The 19,983-nt window shown below is 32.8% G+C and carries 23 protein-coding genes; 11 read left to right on the top strand and 12 right to left on the bottom strand.

Annotated features, from left to right (window positions below):
* The first annotated feature begins 54 nt into the window (after positions 1-54).
* The 5 genes from E1J38_RS06990 to E1J38_RS06970 all read left to right on the top strand — a co-directional run bounded on the left by E1J38_RS06990 (position 55) and on the right by E1J38_RS06970 (position 3,576).
* The gene (locus tag E1J38_RS06990) at positions 55-618 is read left to right on the top strand and encodes a YeeE/YedE family protein (RefSeq protein WP_133355333.1); all 564 of its coding nucleotides are present in this window, start codon (positions 55-57) and stop codon (positions 616-618) included.
* The gene (locus E1J38_RS06985) at positions 615-1,028 is read left to right on the top strand and encodes a DUF6691 family protein (protein ID WP_133355332.1); all 414 of its coding nucleotides are present in this window, start codon (positions 615-617) and stop codon (positions 1,026-1,028) included. Before E1J38_RS06990 ends, E1J38_RS06985 begins: the two co-directional genes overlap by 4 nt.
* The gene (locus E1J38_RS06980; RefSeq protein ID WP_133355331.1) at positions 1,029-1,823 is read left to right on the top strand and encodes a sulfite exporter TauE/SafE family protein; all 795 of its coding nucleotides are present in this window, start codon (positions 1,029-1,031) and stop codon (positions 1,821-1,823) included.
* Positions 1,824-1,895: 72 nt separating this feature from the next.
* On the top strand, positions 1,896-3,305 hold the full coding sequence (locus E1J38_RS06975; RefSeq protein ID WP_133355330.1) for an MBL fold metallo-hydrolase: 1,410 nt from the start codon (positions 1,896-1,898) through the stop codon (positions 3,303-3,305).
* Between the two features lies 1 nt (position 3,306).
* Entirely contained in the window at positions 3,307-3,576 is a 270-nt protein-coding gene (locus tag E1J38_RS06970) for a heavy-metal-associated domain-containing protein (protein ID WP_133355329.1), read from the top strand.
* Between the two features lies 1 nt (position 3,577).
* On the opposite strand, the gene E1J38_RS06965 is transcribed toward E1J38_RS06970, so the two are convergent.
* The 7 genes from E1J38_RS06965 to E1J38_RS06935 all read right to left on the bottom strand — a co-directional run bounded on the left by E1J38_RS06965 (position 3,578) and on the right by E1J38_RS06935 (position 8,943).
* Positions 3,578-3,853, bottom strand: a complete 276-nt coding sequence (locus E1J38_RS06965) for an ATP-dependent Clp protease adaptor ClpS (RefSeq protein ID WP_133355599.1) — start codon at positions 3,851-3,853, stop codon at positions 3,578-3,580.
* A gap of 66 nt (positions 3,854-3,919) precedes the next feature.
* Entirely contained in the window at positions 3,920-4,753 is an 834-nt protein-coding gene (gene prmA / locus E1J38_RS06960; protein WP_133355328.1) for a 50S ribosomal protein L11 methyltransferase, read from the bottom strand.
* A gap of 118 nt (positions 4,754-4,871) precedes the next feature.
* Positions 4,872-5,621 (bottom strand): triose-phosphate isomerase, encoded by a 750-nt coding sequence (gene tpiA / locus E1J38_RS06955; protein WP_133355327.1) that lies wholly within the window; start codon positions 5,619-5,621, stop codon positions 4,872-4,874.
* Between the two features lie 49 nt (positions 5,622-5,670).
* Positions 5,671-6,153: a TlpA family protein disulfide reductase gene (locus tag E1J38_RS06950; protein WP_133355326.1), complete on the bottom strand. Its 483-nt coding sequence runs from the start codon at positions 6,151-6,153 to the stop codon at positions 5,671-5,673.
* Positions 6,154-6,172: 19 nt separating this feature from the next.
* The gene (locus E1J38_RS06945) at positions 6,173-7,246 is read right to left on the bottom strand and encodes an ABC transporter permease (protein ID WP_133355325.1); all 1,074 of its coding nucleotides are present in this window, start codon (positions 7,244-7,246) and stop codon (positions 6,173-6,175) included.
* A 57-nt stretch (positions 7,247-7,303) separates the two neighbouring features.
* Complete coding sequence (locus E1J38_RS06940; protein WP_133355324.1) at positions 7,304-8,401, bottom strand: BT_3928 family protein; 1,098 nt, start codon at positions 8,399-8,401, stop codon at positions 7,304-7,306.
* A gap of 2 nt (positions 8,402-8,403) precedes the next feature.
* Complete coding sequence (locus tag E1J38_RS06935; RefSeq protein ID WP_133355323.1) at positions 8,404-8,943, bottom strand: DUF1599 domain-containing protein; 540 nt, start codon at positions 8,941-8,943, stop codon at positions 8,404-8,406.
* A 105-nt stretch (positions 8,944-9,048) separates the two neighbouring features.
* Between E1J38_RS06935 and folP the strand changes: the two genes are divergently transcribed.
* Genes folP through E1J38_RS06915 form a run of 4 tightly spaced genes read left to right on the top strand, consistent with a single transcriptional unit; the run spans position 9,049 to position 12,184 of the window.
* Entirely contained in the window at positions 9,049-9,873 is an 825-nt protein-coding gene (gene folP, locus E1J38_RS06930) for a dihydropteroate synthase (protein ID WP_133355322.1), read from the top strand.
* 21 nt (positions 9,874-9,894) lie between these two features.
* Positions 9,895-10,575 (top strand): hypothetical protein, encoded by a 681-nt coding sequence (locus E1J38_RS06925; RefSeq protein WP_133355321.1) that lies wholly within the window; start codon positions 9,895-9,897, stop codon positions 10,573-10,575.
* 35 nt (positions 10,576-10,610) lie between these two features.
* Positions 10,611-11,396, top strand: a complete 786-nt coding sequence (locus tag E1J38_RS06920; protein WP_133355320.1) for a diadenylate cyclase — start codon at positions 10,611-10,613, stop codon at positions 11,394-11,396.
* Positions 11,396-12,184 (top strand): DUF3667 domain-containing protein, encoded by a 789-nt coding sequence (locus E1J38_RS06915; protein WP_133355319.1) that lies wholly within the window; start codon positions 11,396-11,398, stop codon positions 12,182-12,184. The genes E1J38_RS06920 and E1J38_RS06915 overlap by 1 nt, the downstream gene beginning before the upstream one ends.
* On the opposite strand, the gene E1J38_RS06910 is transcribed toward E1J38_RS06915, so the two are convergent.
* Together E1J38_RS06910 and truA are read right to left on the bottom strand one after the other, a co-directional pair.
* Entirely contained in the window at positions 12,181-13,947 is a 1,767-nt protein-coding gene (locus E1J38_RS06910) for an ABC transporter ATP-binding protein (protein WP_133355318.1), read from the bottom strand. The genes E1J38_RS06915 and E1J38_RS06910 overlap by 4 nt on opposite strands.
* A complete protein-coding gene (gene truA, locus E1J38_RS06905) occupies positions 13,940-14,689 on the bottom strand; it encodes a tRNA pseudouridine(38-40) synthase TruA (RefSeq protein WP_133355317.1) in 750 nt (249 codons plus the stop codon). The genes E1J38_RS06910 and truA overlap by 8 nt, the downstream gene beginning before the upstream one ends.
* Positions 14,690-14,781: 92 nt before the next feature.
* On the opposite strand from truA, the gene E1J38_RS06900 reads away from it, so the two are divergent.
* On the top strand, positions 14,782-15,276 hold the full coding sequence (locus E1J38_RS06900; protein WP_133355316.1) for a metallophosphoesterase family protein: 495 nt from the start codon (positions 14,782-14,784) through the stop codon (positions 15,274-15,276).
* Between the two features lie 151 nt (positions 15,277-15,427).
* Here E1J38_RS06900 and E1J38_RS06895 read toward each other — a convergent pair whose 3' ends face one another.
* Positions 15,428-15,838, bottom strand: coding sequence for a DUF4293 domain-containing protein (locus tag E1J38_RS06895; protein WP_133355315.1), 411 nt, complete (start codon positions 15,836-15,838; stop codon positions 15,428-15,430).
* Positions 15,839-16,038: 200 nt separating this feature from the next.
* On the opposite strand from E1J38_RS06895, the gene rho reads away from it, so the two are divergent.
* Complete coding sequence (gene rho, locus E1J38_RS06890; RefSeq protein ID WP_133355314.1) at positions 16,039-17,589, top strand: transcription termination factor Rho; 1,551 nt, start codon at positions 16,039-16,041, stop codon at positions 17,587-17,589.
* A 427-nt stretch (positions 17,590-18,016) separates the two neighbouring features.
* Here rho and E1J38_RS06880 read toward each other — a convergent pair whose 3' ends face one another.
* A complete protein-coding gene (locus tag E1J38_RS06880) occupies positions 18,017-18,748 on the bottom strand; it encodes an energy transducer TonB (RefSeq protein ID WP_133355313.1) in 732 nt (243 codons plus the stop codon).
* 205 nt (positions 18,749-18,953) lie between these two features.
* Positions 18,954-19,958, bottom strand: coding sequence for a sugar kinase (locus E1J38_RS06875; protein WP_133355312.1), 1,005 nt, complete (start codon positions 19,956-19,958; stop codon positions 18,954-18,956).
* Positions 19,959-19,983 lie beyond the last annotated feature (25 nt).

Raw genomic sequence — 19,983 nt, 5'->3', positions numbered from 1 at the left:
ATTTGTTACATAACAGATTTATCATCATTATAATTTTACAAAAATTAAGAAAAAATGGAATTTATTTTAAACCCATGGCCTTGGTACATATCAGGGCCACTAATAGCATTTGTAATGGCTATTTTACTTTACTTTGGCAAAACTTTTGGGATGTCATCAAGCTTAAAAACTATGTGTTCTGCCCTAGGAGCCAACAAATTTTCAGATTTTTTTAGGTTTAATTGGAAAGATCAAAGATGGAATCTTACTATCGTTATAGGCGCTATTATTGGTGGGTTTATAGCAATACAGTTCCTTTCAAATCATACTAAAACAGATTTAAATCCAACCACCATAACAGAATTGCAACAAATGGGATTTGAAAATCCAGGAGCCACTTTAGTACCTAATGAAATGTTTAGTTTTGAAAGTTTAACCTCAATAAAAGCCATTATACTTCTTATTATTGGCGGTTTATTAGTAGGGTTTGGAACACGTTATGCCAGTGGCTGCACCTCTGGCCATGCCATTACAGGACTCAGTAGTTTGCAAAAGCAGTCTTTAATTGCTGTTATAGGCTTTTTTATTGGCGGATTGATTATGACTAATTTTATTTTACCATTAATCTTCAAAGCATGAAATATTTAAAATTCTTATTGGTTGGTATTTTCTTCGGAATTGTTTTAGTAAAATCAGAGGCTGTTTCATGGTTTCGGATTTATGAAATGTTTAGATTTCAATCATTTCATATGTATGGCATTATTGGTACAGCTATAGTAACTGGGTTATTATTTTTACAAATTTCAAAAAGAAAACATTTCAAAAATATAATAGGTGAACAAATAGATGCTCCAAAAAAAGAAGAGGGATTTATAAGGTTTATAGTTGGAGGCACTATATTTGGGTTGGGATGGGCACTTATTGGAGCTTGTCCAGGCCCCATGTACATCTTGTTAGGAACTGGCGTTTATAGTATGATTATTGTTATTATTGCTGCCTTATTAGGTACATTTTTATATGGAATTTTAAAAAGTAAGTTGCCCCACTAAATGGATAACACCCAAATATTAGGATATTTAGGAGCTTTAGTTGTTGGACTGGTATTAGGCCTCATTGGTGGTGGGGGGTCCATATTAACAGTACCATTATTGGTATACCTTTTAGGATACAACCCTATTGTTGCTACAGCATACTCTTTATTTGTAGTTGGTACTACCTCATTGGTAGGAACTTTTCAAAAATATAGAGAAGGGTTGGTAGATGTTAAGACGGGATTAGCTTTTTCATTCCCATCATTTGTAGCAGTTTATTTATCGAGAAGGTATTTAGTACCTGGTATTCCCGACAACTTGTTAAGTATTGGCAGTTTTGCTCTTACCAAAGAAATGGGTATTATGGTATTCTTTTCAATTATTATGTTTTTGGCCGCTGTTTCAATGATAAAAAACAAAAACAACAATAGTATTCCAAAAAATAAACAAGCATACTATAAAACATTTATTCAAGGATTGATTATTGGAACTATAACTGGAATCATTGGTGCAGGAGGCGGTTTTCTTTATGTTCCTGCCTTAGTACTTTGGGCTAATATCCCAATGAAAAAAGCTGTTGGTACATCATTAATTATAGTAACCATCAATTCCTTAATTGGATTTACCGGAGATGTACAAACCTTAGATATAGACTGGGCTTTTCTAATACTTTTCTCCTTAATATCAGTACTAGGAATATTGATTGGGGTATATCTTTCAAAATTTATTAGCGGTGAAAAATTAAAAAAAAGTTTTGGGTTTTTCACCCTCATAATGGCTATGTATATTATTTATAGAGAAACAAGCATGTAACTATGTGACAAATATCACATTACAAACCTATAAGGTTTAGTAATTTTGCAAAAAATCCAAAAAAAATTAAATATGAAAGTAGAACAAATATATACAGGGTGTTTAGCTCAAGGAGCTTACTATATTGAATCTAATGGAGAGGTAGCTATTATAGATCCGTTACGCGAAACACAACAATATGTTGATAAAGCAAACAACGAAAACGCCAAAATTAAGTATATTTTTGAGACACATTTTCATGCCGATTTTGTTTCTGGTCATTTAGATCTAGCAAAAAAAACAGGTGCTACCATCATTTTTGGCCCAGAAGCAAAAACAGATTATGAGGCTTATATTGCGAAAGACAATGAAATATTTAATTTAGGAAATATCTCAATAAAAGTATTACATACTCCAGGACATACTTTAGAATCTACTACCTATCTTTTAATAGACGAAAAAGGAAAAGATCATGCTATCTTCTCTGGAGATACCCTGTTTTTAGGAGATGTTGGTAGACCTGATTTGGCAATTAAGTCAAACTTAACAAAAGAAGATTTGGCTGGCATGCTTTATGATTCTTTACGAAACAAAATCATGCCATTAGCTGATGATGTTATTGTATACCCTGCTCACGGGGCAGGTTCTGCATGTGGAAAAAACTTGAGTAAAGAAACTATTGGTGTTTTGGGTGAACAAAAAGCTACCAATTATGCTCTTAGAGCAGATATGACCAAAGCTGAATTCACAAAGGAAGTCTTAGATGGTATTTTACCGCCACCACAGTATTTTGCTAAAAATGCTATGATGAATAAGTCTGGTTACACAGATTTTGACTCTGTTCTAAAAAAAGGAGATGTAGCTTTAACTCCTGAAGAATTTGAAAGCATTGCTAATCATGAAGGCGCTTTGGTGCTAGACGTAAGAACAGAGAAAGAGTTTGTAAAAGAACATATTCCCAACTCTATTTTTATTGGTATACATGGTGGGTTTGCTCCGTGGGTTGGTGCTTTAATTACAGATTTAAAACAACCCATTTTACTGGTCATCCCCAAAGGAAGAGAAAAAGAAACCGTTACCAGATTATCAAGAGTAGGCTATGATAATACCTTAGGCTATTTAAATGGAGGTATAGACGCTTGGAAAAGGGCTGGTAAAGACATTGAATCTATTGAATCTATTTCAGCGGAAGAATTAGCGAATAGATTAAAAAACAATAGTATTGAAATTCTTGACGTTAGAAAAGAGGGCGAGTACAAGTCAGAACACCTAGAAGGTGACAATGTACATCACTTTGCATTAGATTATATAAATGACAATATGAACAGCATAAACCAAAAACAAACTTATTATCTGCACTGTGCTGGCGGCTATAGATCGGTTATTGCTGCCTCTATTTTAAAAGCTAGAGGGTTTGATGTGATTGATATTGCAGGTGGCTATGCAGCTTTAAAGAAAACAGATTTACCAAGAACAGATTATGTTTGTCCAACAACGTTATAAAATGAAAACAACTCTAGAAATACAAAACTTAAAGTGTGGTGGATGTGCTAATACAATCAGCACTAAATTATCAGAATTAGAATTTGTTGATAATGTAGAGATTAATAACAATGACAATACAGTAACATTTTCTTATGAGAATGAAGAAACACTCAACATTGTAAAAAGCTTACTTGCAAAATTAGGTTACCCCGAAGTTGGAGACAAAAACGCTCTTTCCACAAAAGCAAAATCTTTTGTGAGTTGCGCTATAGGAAGAATGAACAAATAGCTTAGACTATCTCTGCACTTAAACCAGCGTTTAACAGCATGGTGCAACGTGGCTCTAAATCATCATATTCACCAGTTTTAACAGTACATTTTCCTTTATAATGTACTATTATTGAACATTGTTCGGCTTGTTCAGGTGTATGGTCGCAGGCATGAATAAGTGTATCTATAACATGATCAAATGTATTAACATCATCGTTATACAAAACAATTTCGTTAAGATTAGCTTCTTGCTCTAAAACACTAAAGGCTTCTTGTATTTTTTCTTTTGTATTCATCATAGCATTACTTCAAAATTATAAAAAATTGTATTACAAAGTCTTAAGTAAATGCAAATATTTAATTTAAGCATACTTTAAAGCAACCCAATTGTTGCGTTCTAAAGTGTCTTGAATTTTAAACCCATATTTAGAAACCTCTTCATCAATAGTAGGTATATCGTTATTATAAAATCCACTTAAAAACAACACACCACCTTTATTTAGACTTGTCGCATATGTTGCCATGTCCTGAAGTAAAATATTTCGGTTGATGTTAGCGATGATAACATCATACGATTTACCAATTAATAATGAGGCATCTCCTTCAAAAACATTAATATTTTGACAACTATTGCGCTCTATATTTTCTAAACTGTTTAGATAACACCAGTTGTCAATATCAATGGCATCAATGGTTTTAGCGCCTTTTAATTCAGCTAAAATAGCCAAAACTCCTGTACCACAACCCATGTCTAAAACCGACTTGCCTTTGAAATCATTTTTTAAAATATGCTGTATCATCATGTGTGTGGTTTCATGATGTCCAGTTCCAAAACTCATTTTAGGCTCTATAACAATATCATATTCTGTGTTAAAATTTTTGTGAAATGGCGCGCGTACTGCACAAATATTATCTACTACAATTGGGTTAAAATTCTTCTCCCATTCTGCATTCCAGTTAGTTTGTTCTATCTCTGAAAAAGTATAGCTTATTTCAAATTCATCCGAGTTTAACACATGAACATCGTCTAAAATTGCTTCATACCATTCCTCTTTTTGAATATAGGCAGTAACACCCATTTCGTTTTCTACAAAACTTTCAAAACCTGCATAACCTAATTCTGCTATAAGAATTTCAACCGTTGGTTGTAAAGGTTTTACACTAAATTCGTAACCTATATAAATTATATTGGACATTCTTTTGAAATTAAAAACCTCGCAAAGTTAATAATTTGCGAGGTTCTTTATGAGTTATTATGAGATGCTGCAATACCTTGACAATTACAAAGATAAAACAGCAAGACAAGTTTTTTAATTAAAATGCATTTACAATAGCAAAGAAATCATCTGCTTTAAGAGAAGCACCTCCAATTAATCCGCCATCTACATCTGGTTTTGAGAAAATCTCTTGTGCATTAGCTGGTTTTACACTTCCTCCATAAAGGATAGATACAGAATCCGCAACATCTGCACCATACTTATCGGCTAATGTTTTTCTTATAAAAGCATGCATGTCTTGAGCTTGTTCAGGACTTGCTGTTTCACCTGTTCCAATAGCCCAAACTGGTTCATATGCTAAAATGATATTTTTAAATGCAGAAGCTTCTAAATGAAATAAAGCATTTTTAATCTGACTTTCAACAACAGCTTCTTCATTACCAGATTTTCTATCTGCTAATTCTTCGCCAAAACAAAAAATTACACGCATATCATTTGCTAAAGCAGCATCTACTTTTTTAGCAAGAAGCTCATCTGTTTCGTTGAAATATTCTCTTCGCTCACTATGGCCCAAAATAACAGTCTGTACACCTACGCTTTTTAACATAGCTGCACTAACCTCACCTGTGTAGGCTCCATTCTCAGCAAAGTGCATATTTTGAGCTATTACTTTAATTCCTGTACTTTTTAATACATTAAAAGCTTGATATAAATTAGGAAATGTTGGCGCCACCATCACCTCTGCATTGGAGGTTTTTGTTTGGTTTGCTAAATCTGCTAATAACGCTTCGGTTTGTGATAAGTCGTTATTCATTTTCCAGTTTCCTGCAACGATATTCTTTCTCATAAAATGAAATATTTATGGTTTTTGATTTTTGTAAACGCTGCTAAAGTACTTATTTTTTTAGAGCCTGAATAAGTTTTTTATCATTAGCTTCAATAACTTTAAATACAACGATTTCGCTAGCTTTATTTACAACCAAATATCTAGGAATCCAATCTAAATTAAGAAAATTACCAAAAGGACCTTTCCAACCAGACTGCATATAATAGTGATCTCCTTCTACATTATACTTTTCTATACCTTTTTTCCAAGCGTCTTGTCCTCTATCTAACGATAAAAACACGTAAACAACATCCTTGTATTCATTCTGTAATTCTTTAACTTTTGGCATACCCCTTAAACAATCACCACACCATGAAGCCCATACATCAATAACTATGGTTTTACCCTTATACTTTTCTAAAATTGACTCAAATGACACTTCATTGCCGTTTAAAGTGACAAATTTATCATTTAAAGCTTCCTCACTAAACTGAGTAGGCATTTCTGTATTACAGCTAAAAACACTTATTAATAAAACTAATAGGATATTCATTTTTCTTTCCATCTTTTTATTATAACTTCACTCTTGGGTCTAACCAAGCATAGATTAAGTCGACAAAAATGTTAATCATTACAAACATGGTAGCAATAACTAAAACAGACCCCATAATTACAGGCAAATCTAAAGTGTTAAGCGAGTTAACTATTTCTTTACCTAAACCGTTCCAGCCAAAAATATATTCTACAAAAACGGCACCGGCCAACATAGAAGCAAACCAACCTGAAATTGCGGTAACCACAGGATTAATGGCATTTTTAATAGCATGATTTTTTATAATTTTAAACTCACTCAACCCTTTTGCTCTAGCTGTTCGTATATAATCTTGATTGAAAACTTCTAATAACGAATTTCTCATAAGTTGAATAACCACCGCCAAAGGGCGAATGCCTAATACAATTGCGGGCAATATTAAATTTTTCCACTTAATATGCATAGCCTCTCCAAAATCGTCCAATTCATAAAGGCTTCCGGTCATTTCAAGATTGGTATATTTATGAAGTACAAAGCCAAATAACCAAGCAAATAAAATAGCACTGAAAAATGACGGCACACTCATACCTAAAGTACTTACTACTTGAATAACCTTATCTAACCAAGTATCTTTATAAAGCGCCGATATAATTCCCAAAACCACACCTATAAAAATGGCAATTAATATAGCTGAGACTGCCAAAACAAAGGTATTGGGTAAAGTCTCTCTTAAAACTTCAGTGACTCGCTTTCCTTGTTTTGTAAACGATTCTCTTAAATAGGGATACTTTAAAACGGTAGTGATATTACTAATTGTGAACAGTTTTGCGGCGGCATATTTTCCATCTTCTAAAAAAGTATAATCACCTTTTAAATTGGAATGAAATGATAGAGGCGATAAATCATTTAGATAATAGAGATATTGTGTTGAAATAGGTTTATCAAATCCGTATTTCTGTTTTACCAAAGCTAACTGTTCCGTGTCTTCATTTTGCCCCAACATCATTTGAGCTGGGTCACCAGGAAGTACATTAAATAAAAAGAAAATAACTGTTACTACTCCAAACAAAGTGAGTAATGCGTAAGTAATTTTATTTAATAGATAGCTAAGCAATACGTTTTATTTGTTGATATATTTATTTAAATGACATCTATTTTCTGTATCTACTGTCTACAAAAACTCCAAATCATCAATATCATTCCAATGTACTTTTTGGATCACTGTACCTTTGTCTAATTCTAAAATTCCTGGATTTGAACGCACCACCGTTTTTAGTGCTTTTTCATCGCATAAATACCAATCAAAAATTAATCCGTAGGTTTTATTAATTTTTTGTTTGGTTTCATTGCCTGATGCTGTTAAACCAATTACTTTGTAACCTCTTTTTAGGGCAATTTCAGCTAGAGACTTCAACTTTTCTGCACCTCCCCTTTCTATTTTTTCCAAACTATAAGAAACTATAACAATAACCTTTTCTTCATTTAAATAATATTCTGTGAGGTCTTCTTCGTCACTCTCTATAGAAAAATCTACTACTGGTGGCGTGTATCCTTCATCTAAAACTTTGGTGTCTACACTTACAAAATCACCTTCAACCGTAGGATAAGAACCATCTGTAACTATTATCTGTTCTTCGCCATTTACATTGAATTTCCAACTGTATTCTAAAACTGGTTTTGGTGCGTCTTCAGGAATGGTCATTCCTTCTGCAATATTATTTCCTATTTTATAGGCTCTAAAATCAATAGCAGGTAAATGCATTAGTACGTGGTAAGCAAACCACAAACTAAGAACAAACCCTAATAGTGCGAATACGGTTGTTAGTAATTTTCCAAAAACGGGTTTGATATATTTTAGTCCAAAGAAAAGAACAAGAATAAAGCAAAGTAAAACTATATCTTTTGTAAAACTTTCCCAGGGTGTTAGTTTTAGAGCATCACCAAAACACCCACAGTCTTTTACCTTATCAAAATATGCTGAATAAAATGTTAAAAATGTAAAGAAAATAATCATGAGTAATAAACTCCAAACTGTAAATTTAGGTTTATAACCTATGAGTAAAAACACACCTAAAACCACTTCAAAAACCACCACAAAAATAGATATGCCCAAAGCATAAGGTTCTAAAAAGGGAACATTTAAAACATCTACACTAAAATACTCCTGCAGTTTATAAGAAAACCCAAGGGGATCGTTAAGCTTTATAAAACCCGAAATAATAAAAAGAACACCAACAAATAGTCTTGACAAACTTACAAATGCTTTCATAATTATTCTTGTTTAAGGTGAATCATAGCAAACACTGCATAGTTTATCATATCTTGGTAATTAGCATCAATGCCTTCGCTTACTAAAGTTTTACCTGCATTATCTTCAATTTGTTTTACCCTCAACAATTTCTGTAAAATCAAATCAGTTAAACTACTTACTCTCATATCACGCCATGCTTCTCCATAGTCATGATTTTTGTCTTCCATAAGTTTTTTAGTAATAGTAATGTGCTTTTCGTATAATTCTAGAGCTTCAGTGGTAGATAAATCTGGTTGTTCAACCACCCCTTTTTCAATTTGAATTAATGCCATGATGCAATAGTTTATAATACCAATAAACTCGCTTTCTTGACCTTCATCAACCTTTTGTACATCATTTTCCTGAAGTCCTCTTATACGTTGCGCTTTTATGAAAATTTGATCGGTTAAAGAAGGTAGACGTAATATTCTCCAAGCGCTTCCATAATCAGTCATTTTCTTTTTAAACAAACTTTTACAGGTATCAATAACAGCATTGTATTGTTTTGAAGTATCTTGCATGAATTAAATTGTATTTTGCGTAAATTTCGCATAAAATTGTTTAACCATCAAGGTTTCTGGTTTAAAGTTTTAAACCATGTGCAAACACCTTACAAAACGGTATAAATGACCATTAATTGCAAAGGAACACTCATTGATTTAACCTCGCCAAAAGTTATGGGAGTTTTAAATGTTACCCCAGATTCTTTTTACGATGGCGGTATGTATAATAATGAAAAAGACATATTAAAACAGGTTGATAAAATGCTTATTGAAGGTGCCTCTTTCATAGATATAGGTGCTTACAGCTCACGTCCTGGTGCTGATTTTATTAGTGAAGAATTAGAACTGCAACGTATTGTTCCTGTTGTTAAATCTATTCTAAAACACTTTCCCGAAACCTTAATTTCTGTTGATACTTTTAGAAGCAGAGTAGCTGAGTCATGTATTGATTCTGGCGCTGCTTTAATTAACGATATTTCTGCAGGCAAACTAGACCACAGTATGTTACAAACGGTTGCTAATTTGCAAGTGCCCTACATTATGATGCACATGCGGGGAAATGCGCAAACAATGCAACAACAAACAAATTATGATGATTTGGTAAAAGATATCATTTTCTACTTTTCTGAGCGTATAGCTGCGGCCCATGCCTTAGGAATTATTGATATTATTATCGACCCAGGGTTTGGATTTGCAAAAACATTGGAACAAAATTATGAGCTTTTAAGCAAGCTAGAGTTGTTTAAAATGATTGAAAAACCATTACTTGTAGGTGTTTCTAGAAAATCTATGATATACAAATTACTAGAAACTACTCCTGAAAATGCCTTAAATGGTACCACAGCCTTAAACTCTGTGGCTTTACTAAAAGGTGGTTCCATTTTAAGGGTACATGATGTAAAAGAAGCTATGGAATGTATTAAGCTAGTAGAGATGTTAAGTTGTTAAGCCGTTTAGCTAATGAAAATTATGAAAAAAATTACCTTATTATTTTTTCTTGCAATTGTTTGTTCTTGTAATAAAAAGATAGTTGAGTTACCAGAAATAAGTCACTCTGATATTACAGACATTCAAGATGTATCAGCAGCCTATCTATTTTATGACGAGACCCAACCCGATAGTATTGAGTTAAACCGAAAAAACCTGATTAGCACTACCAATTGGTTGGTTAATATTGATAAACGCCTCATTTTAAGGCAGGTGATTCCGCATATTCAATTTCTACAAGATAAAAAAGCCAATGGTGCTCATAAAAATGAACATGCCAAAAACTATTTTACCTGTCATGATACTAGTAGAAACAATTTAGGGTTTGTGGAGTTTACCGAGATTATCTATCATAGCGAAGAACCTATTAATTTTATTTCTAAAACCTCAGATATCCCAACTAAATATCAAATTATTTTAAACTTTAGCTCGAAAGAAGATATTGAAATATTACACTTCGTCAATTTGGAAAAAAGAAAAACTAATCTAGTAGGATTCAAAAACTATTTAAAAAACATATCAAATAGCTTAAATAAAGATATTGAGCTACTAGTTGGCTTTAAGGAAACTTCTTCATTTCAAGATTATATTTCCATTAAATCCAAACTTTTAAAATTAGATTTAGAAAATGTAACCATATCTAAAAACGAATTTATTTATTAACTCTATTTTCTTAAATTTACCAAAACCATTCGCCATTGGACATCTTTAACGACATTTTAAACCTACGCTTTATAGATTATCTTGATGTTGTTCTGGTGGCCTTCCTACTTTATTATATATACAAACTTGTAAAAGGTACTGTTGCTATCAATATCTTTCTTGGAATTATTATTATTTATGGTGCATGGAGGCTGACCGAATTTTTGGATATGAATCTTTTAAATGGACTATTAAGAGGTTTTATTGAAGTAGGTATCATTGCACTAATTGTAGTATTCCAACCAGAAATTAGGAAATTTTTACTCATGGTAGGGTCTACCAATTTAGGAAGACGGGTGAAGTTCTTACAACGTTTTAAGTTTTTAAAAACTGATGCTACCAACACTACCAATGTTGACGCTATAGTTGCGGCTTGCAATAAAATGTCTATGACAAAAACTGGTGCTTTAATAGTCTTTGAACGTAATAATAATCTGGACTTTTTAACTTCTTCTGGTGATGAAATGAACATTAAGGTTACACAACCTATTATTGAAAGTATTTTTTTTAAGAACAGTCCGCTACACGATGGCGCCATTATAGTTAGTAATAATATTGTGAAAGCTACTCGGGTAATCCTTCCTGTTAATAACGAGAAAACCATCCCAAAACGTTTTGGATTACGTCACAGAGCTGCTATTGGGGTTACAGAAAAGACAGATGCCTTGGCATTAGCCGTAAGTGAAGAAACCGGACATATCTCTTATTTTAAAGACGGTGAATTTATTGCTTTTGAAAACGCATCACAACTCACAGCTATGATTAAAAAAGATTTAATGTAATGAACTGTAGAAATTGTCACGCCGCTTTAAGAACAGATTATAGTTTTTGTCCAGATTGCGGAGCAAAGGTGGTAAGAAATAGAATTACTATTAAGAATTTATTATACGATTTTTTTGAACGCTATTTTAATCTAGACAATACCTTCATAAAAACTCTTAGACATATGATTATTAAACCACAAGAAGTTTGTGGTGGTTATATTGCTGGTGTGAGAAAAAAATATTTAAATCCTATTAGTATGTTAGCTATTGCATTGACATCTTCAGGTTTTATTTTATTTTTAATGAAAAAAGTTGCTTGGGGTAGTATTGATTTTTCTAAAATAAGTTATGCCCAAACAAGTTCTGGAGGAAGTGGTACTGAGAAAATTATGTCGGCCACTATGGAATACAGTTCCTTATTGTATTTTCTATATATTCCTATAATAGCATTAGCAAGTTATTTAGTTTTCAACAAAAAGAATTACAACTATGCAGAACACTTTGTTATTTCAATATATTCACTCACAAATTTCAGTATTATTTCAACAATATATGCTGCTATTCTTATAATAATTGATCCTCAATCATATATTGATACAGCATTAATGTATGTTGTATTTATGATTTTTTACTGTATTTACGTGGCGTACAAAAATTCTAAATATCACAAAATTTCCTTGTTATGGCGAGTTCCTGTATTTTGGATTGTTTTCTTTATTGGATATATGGGAGTTTCAATAATGTCTATTATTATGCTTTTTGTTACAGGTGATATTTCAATAGAGGACTTTGTTCCTAAAAACTAAACTACTTCTTCCTCCTGTAAAAACTGAACTTCGTAAAGATTTTTATAGTATCCATCTTTTTTCTTTAGAAGTTCATCATGTGTACCTTGTTCTACAATGTTTCCAGAGTCCATCACAATAATCTTATCAGCCTTTTTAACAGTAGCTAATCGGTGTGCAATTACAATAGATGTTCTTCCATTAGTAATTTTATCAGTAGCATTTTGAATAAGTTGTTCAGAATAGGAATCTACAGATGAAGTGGCTTCATCTAAAACTAAAATACTAGGGTTAGTTACATAAGCCCTTAAAAATGAAATTAACTGCCTTTGACCTGATGATAACATTACACCACGCTCCTTTACATTATAATGATAGCCATTAGGTAAACTCATAATAAACTCATGAATACCAATTTCTTTAGCTGCTTGTTGCACCTGTTCTTCTGTAATTTCAGGGTTATTTAATGTAATGTTATTTAGAATAGTATCGGCAAATAAAAACACATCCTGAAGCACTACCGCTATTTGTGTTCTTAAAGAGGAAAGGGTTACTTCTCTTATATCAATATCATCAATTAAAATGGCTCCTTCATTTATTTCATAAAATCTATTTAGAAGGTTAATGATGGTGGATTTTCCCGCTCCTGTTGCACCTACAATGGCAACGGTATCGCCTGCATTTACAATTAAGGAAATACCTTTTAAAACATCCTCATCTTCTACATAACTAAAATGTACATTATTAAATTTAATTTCTCCTTTAAAATGTTCAGCCACTAATGTTCCGTTATCATCAATCTGGGAGGTAGTATCTAACACCTTAAAAACTCTTTTAGCTGCTACCATTCCCATTTGTAAGGTATTGAACTTATCCGCCATTTGTCTTAACGGTCTAAACAGCATAGGAATATACATAATAAAAGCTATCAACGTACCTTGTATATTAACTCCCTCAATTGTTTTTATACCTCCATACCAAGCTACTAAGCCAATTACTATCGAAGAGGCTAAATCTGGTATAGGAAAGAAAAAAGAATTGTACCAAATGGTTTTTAACCACCCCTTTTTGTGTCGTGCATTGATTTCTTTAAAGTTATCGTGTTCAATTTTCTCACGCGTGAAAAGCTGAAGGATTTTCATACCCGTAATACGTTCTTGAACAAAAGAGTTTAAGTTAGATACTTCTGTTCTTACCTCTTCAAAAGCTATTTTCATATACTTTTGAAAAAGTCTTGTAGCGTACACTAAAACTGGCAACATTGCAAACACAATCATGCTTAATCTCCAATCTATGTATAACATCACCATAAAAACAACCACCATAGCCAATACGTCTCTGAAAATCATGAATAATCCTTGTCCAAAAATATCGGCAATACGTTCCATATCAGTTACAGATCTGGTAATTAAAACACCAACTGAAGAATTATCATAATACTTCATTTTAAAACGTAGTAAATGATTGAATAATTTAATCCTTACATCCTTTACAAGACTTTGTCCCAACCATGATGCGTAATAGATAAATATAAGTTGAAATACTGTCTGTAAAATCAATGCTGCCAGCATGATGACTATAAAAAACAAGAAAGTATCTGGTTTGTTTAATTCAACCCCCTTATCAATGGCATCTTTAGTAAGGTAAGGTGTGGCAGCACCTATTCCTGCTAATAATAATACCAAAAAACACAAACTTGTAAATATAAGTTTATAAGGTTTTATATATTGAAACAGACGTTTAAAGAGTACAAAATCAAATATATTTTCTTTCTTTTTAGTCATCTAGTGTTATACTGTTTGGGTATTCTATGTGTGTTAAATACAGAGCATGGGCTGGTACAGAATACCCCGCCTCACTCCTATTCTTAGATTTTATGATGGTATGCAAATCGTCAACCTCTATTTTTCCTAAACCAATGTTTACCATAGTACCAACAATAGCCCTTACCATATTGCGTAAAAACCTATCTGCCTTAACAACAAAATGTAACTCATCATCTTTAAAAAACCAATCGGCTGTCATGATGGTACAATGATACGTTTTTACATCGGTATTACTTTTTGAAAAGCATTGAAAATCTCTATAATCAAATAAAATTTTTGATGCTAATTTCATTTTATTCACATCTAAATCTTGCTTAACATATAGGACATTAGCATAATTAAACACGTTCTTTTTTGACGTAATCCTGTACAAATAAGTTCTGCTTAAAGCATCAAAACGGGCGTGTGTATTGGGTTTTACCTTAAAAATTTTATGTATAGCAATATCCTTTGGTAAAAACGAATTCATTTTATAAGTAAGTTGGGATTCATCAAAACCAACTTCTGTATCAAAATGGGCAAACATTTGTTGAGCATGTACTCCTGTATCGGTTCTTCCCGCGCCCACTATAGCAATGACTTCTTTTAGCAATGTAGACAGTGCTTTCTCAATGACTTCTTGTACGGAAATAGCAGTAGGTTGATTTTGCCAACCATGGTAAGCGCCACCATTATAAGAAAGTTCTATAAAATACCTCAAACTGTTTTAATACTTTTGCTGAAACTGCAAAGATAAACACATTTATGTCCCGAAAGCTATCGGGATTATATTTAGGATTAATATTTTTAAAAATGACCAAAATACTCCTACTTTCTGACACCCACGGATATATTGATAACGATATTCTAAAATATGTTAAGCAAGCCGATGAAGTATGGCATGCTGGCGATATTGGAACCCTAAAAATAACCGATACTATAAAGGCATTAAAACCCTTAAAAGGTGTTTACGGCAATATTGATGACGCCCAAGTAAGAGTTGAATTTCCGGAACATAACCGATTTATGTGTGAAAGCGTTGATGTATGGATAACCCACATAGGTGGATACCCGGAAGCATATAACACCAGAGTAAGAGAAACCATAAAAGAAAACCCACCTAAGCTTTTTATTTGTGGGCATTCTCATATCTTAAAAGTGATGCCGGATAAAAAACTCAACCTTATTCATATGAATCCCGGGGCGGTTGGAAAACATGGTTTTCATAAAACGCGTACCATGTTACGTTTTACTATTGATGGTAATAAAATAGACAACTTAGAAGTTATTGAATTTAACAAACGGTAACCCCTCACTAATCCTTTTCTTTTCAAAGGTAAACCAAGTATAAGTCTTAATTTATAAATAAAACGAAAGTGATGCCATAGTATCACAGATATAAAAAAGCCCAAGATCTTCACCTTGGGCTTACGCACTAATACTACTAAGATATTAGGTTTTATCGTAATCGATCTACAGATTTTACAAGGTCTTCATCCTTTTTAATGGCTTTATTGGCTAATGCCAAAAACACGATAGAAATAATAGGAATGAACAACCCAACACCTTTCTCAGAACCATAAAATTCTCCAGATGAGATTAGAGATTGATATACAAAAAATCCTAGTAAAATAAAGTTTAATATGATATTAAGTCGGCCCAACATAAATTGAGACTTCCTGTTTTTGTATCTAAATATTGCTACAACAGAGAAAAATGCCGAGGTTAAAAATGCAGCAAATACATAGCTTACATCCTTAGCCCATACCTGCGTTCCATCTTCCAAACCCCACAAATGAAAAACATAAATTAAACCACCAGAAACACCGGCTGCAAGTATAAGATATATGGTTTGTATTCTCTGTAACATGTAAGTTTTTAAAACTGGACAGCAAAAATAATAGTTTATTGCAGAAATAAGTACTAAAAATTAAAATAAAGTTGTATAATTGCACTGATAATTCACAACAACCGCTGTTACAGGTGGTTAATTCTCCAGATTAAAATCAATTTTTTCTCAGAATTACTCAAAATTTTTATTCAAAAAAATTATATTCAATAAAAACATCAATGTTTGAAATTTCGCAATTAAAAGAAAAGAAACTCTCTGATTTACAAGAGATTGCAAAAGAATTAAGTATTCCTAAGTACCGTTCTTTAAAAAAATTAGACCTAGTTTATCAAATACTAGATCATCAGGCGGCTAACCCAAAATCAGTTGTTGAAAAAAAGTCTACAGAGGCAGAAACCAAACCAAGACCTAAAAGACAAAGACAACGTATTCAGAAATCTGCCCAAGACAACCAAGAAAAACCTCCTGTTGCCTCTGAGACTCCGAAACCTGAAGCTACTGAACCAAGGAAGGAAGAACAAAAACAAGATAAGCCTAAGCAAAAACAGCATCAACATAAGAACCAACAAAAGCATCAGCATAAAAACCAAAAAAATACTGTTGACAATGGTAACAAAGATAACAGAAACCGTTACCGAGAACCAGATTATGAATTTGACGCCATCATAGAAAGTGAAGGTGTTTTGGACATTATGCAAGATGGTTATGGTTTCTTACGTTCTTCAGATTATAATTATCTATCCTCTCCAGATGATATTTATGTATCACAATCACAAATACGATTATTTGGATTGAAAAAAGGCGACACTGTTTTAGGAAATGTAAGACCTCCTAAAGAAGGTGAAAAATATTTCCCTTTAATTAAAGTGAATAGAATTAATGGTCAAAAACCCGAAGTAGTAAGAGATCGAGTATCTTTTGAACATTTAACCCCATTATTTCCAAAGGAAAAATTCAATATTGCAGAAAAACAAAGTACCATTTCAACCAGAATTATGGACTTGTTTTCCCCAATTGGTAAAGGGCAACGTGGTATGATTGTTTCACAACCAAAAACAGGTAAAACCATGTTACTGAAGGATGTTGCTAATGCCATTGCTGCTAACCATCCAGAAGTTTATTTAATGATTTTACTTATTGACGAGCGTCCTGAAGAAGTAACTGATATGCAACGTAGTGTTAGAGGCGAGGTAATTTCATCAACCTTCGACAAAGAAGCTCATGAGCACGTTAAAATTGCCGATATTGTTCTTGAAAAGGCAAAACGCTTAGTAGAATGTGGTCATGATGTAGTGATTCTTTTAGATTCTATTACACGTTTAGCAAGAGCTTATAATACCGTGCAGCCAGCTTCTGGTAAAATATTAAGTGGAGGGGTAGATGCTAATGCCTTACATAGACCAAAACGTTTCTTTGGTGCTGCCAGAAATATAGAAAACGGTGGTTCTTTAACCATAATTGCCACAGCGCTTACAGAAACCGGATCTAAAATGGATGAGGTAATCTTTGAAGAGTTTAAAGGAACTGGTAACATGGAACTTCAATTGGATAGAAAAATATCTAACCGAAGAATTTTCCCTGCTATTGATCTTACATCTTCAAGTACGAGAAGGGATGATTTATTGCTAGACGAAAACACCATTCAACGTATGTGGGTACTACGCAAATACCTTGCAGATATGAATCCTGTTGAAGCTATGGAATTTACCAATGAGCGTTTTAAGCAAACCAGAAATAACGAAGAATTTTTAATATCCATGAATGGATAATCTCTACTAACTAAACTAAATAACTGGAAAGCCTTAACATTGTTGTTAAGGCTTTTTTTATTTCCAAAATCTAACTTTTAAGGTATTTAAAAAATATTTAAAGACAATTTGTAAAACAGTAATAAATTATTATCCCAAAGGCCATAAAATTATTGTTAATCTATCCAAATTCTAAAATCTTTGGCCGCTCTCTGTCAACAATAACCTCTTGTTCACTATGAGAATTAACTTTATTTGTAAACGTGAGTTTGTATAGCTCACCATGTCTCTTATAGCATTTATATTTACATAAAACTTCCGGTTAATTCGAAAAATTATCTAATTGATACTTTTCTAAAAGAACTGTAATTTACACAAATAAAAAAACCAAGAGATTAGTACTAATCTCTTGGTTTCCCCACATTGATATAAAGAACTCTTTACAATCCTACCCTTCTAAATACTTAAAGAAAATAGGTACTGCATAAGATACTTTAACAGGTTTACCGCGTTGTTTACCAGGTTTCATTTTTGGTAACAAACTAATAATACGTTCTGCTTCTTTTTCCAAAATCTTATCTGGCCCTCTTGAACGAATTCCACTAACAACACCATTAGCGTCTACCACAAACAATACAGATACTCTACCTTGAATACCTAAATCTAGGGCAGCCTCGGGATATGTAAAATGCTTTATTACATGTTCTTGAATTTTTGTTTGGAAACAAGCCTTCGTTTTCTCTTTAGACATACCTTCACATCCTGGAAAAACGGGTACATCTTCTATAATAGCAAAAGCGACCTCTACATCTTCTTCAACCTCAACAACTTCAACGTCTTCAACATGAACAACTTCGGCAATGGCATCACTTTGGTCTGTTTCGGTACTTTCAATTATGGTTTCTTCAACATCCTCTACATCATCAACAATTTGCAGATTCTCTTGAATAACTGCTGGTGGAGGTGGTGGAGGTGGAGGCGTATTTATTTGATCTACTACGGGAATTTCCTCTTCAAGTTCACTTTGAACGTCTAACACATCAATTGACACTAACTCATTTTCATAGCTTTTAAACTCTAACATTTGCCACGAAAGAAGTAACATCAAATTAAGACCAATAGCAAAATACAAGCTGCTATTACGCCCTATTTCTACATTTGGATTCTTTTTAGGTTTCATGACTCTAGTATTTAATATACTAAAGTTAGAATTTAAATATTAGAAAAACTATGACAAAAATCATGTAAAGCCATGGTTTACAAACAACTAGACAATAAGTAATTGAAGCAATTTATTTAAATATCTAAAAGCCAATAAAGAGAGTATTTACTTTAAACATAACAGTTAGCAATACCATATTAATAAAACTAATTCGTAATTTTAACTATCTATTAAATCTACCAGAAATATTACCTTCTAAAATATCTGAAACCTCTTTAACCGTGGCCAAATTAATATCCCCCTCATAGGTATGTTTTAATGCACAGGCAGCACTTCCAAATTCCATAGCCTTATAATCATCATAATTTCGTAAACCATAGATTAAACCAGCAGCAAAGGCATCTCCAGTACCAATTCTATCTACCACATGCGTAATATCTAAATCTGCAGTTTCTCTAAATTCTTTACCATTCCACATTCTAGCCCTTATTTTATGCCAAGAAGAATTCACTGAGGTTCTAATTTTATCAAAAACTTTTTCAATAGAAGGAAAGGTTTCCATAAGCTCTTTTGAGGCAATTAAAAAATCGTCATTACTGTAAGAGTAATTAGTTCCTAAAACTTCATTAATTTCGTTAATACCACCAATAAAGACTGTTGAAAGTTTCAACAACTCAATCAATGCTTCTTTAGGGTCTTTGCCATAATTCCAGAGGTTTTGTCTATAAGTAGGATCGGCAGAAACTGTCATCCCTTTTTCTCTTGCAAGTATTAATCCTTTTTTTAAAATATCGAATGCATTTTGTGATAGTGCCGGTGTTATACCTGTCCAATGCACCCAATTAGCATCAACGAGAGCCTCATTCCAATCCACCATATGCGGCTGAATTTCAGAAAATGATGAATGTGATCTATTATAAGATATGTTACTTGGACGCATCACAGCTCCTACCTCAAAAAAGTAAACCCCTAACGGGCGTGTAGATCTACCTATAGAAGAAGTATCAACATTAAACTTGTTTATATAAGATATGGCGGCATCTCCAATAAAATCACTAGAAACTGCACTTATATGCTTTACCTTACCGCCAAAATTGGCTATAGAAATACCCACATTTAACTCGGTTCCTCCAAAAAAGAACTCCACTACATTAGATTGAATAAACTTCTTTTTACCCCTTGGTGAAATACGCATTAACACCTCTCCAAATGTTATAACTTGCCCCATTTTAATTGTTTTAATTTCTTAACTA

The organism is Seonamhaeicola sediminis (genome assembly GCF_004358095.2).
Taxonomy (GTDB): Bacteria; Bacteroidota; Bacteroidia; order Flavobacteriales; family Flavobacteriaceae; genus Seonamhaeicola; species Seonamhaeicola sediminis.
This window is presented reverse-complemented; position numbering and strand designations above follow the sequence as displayed.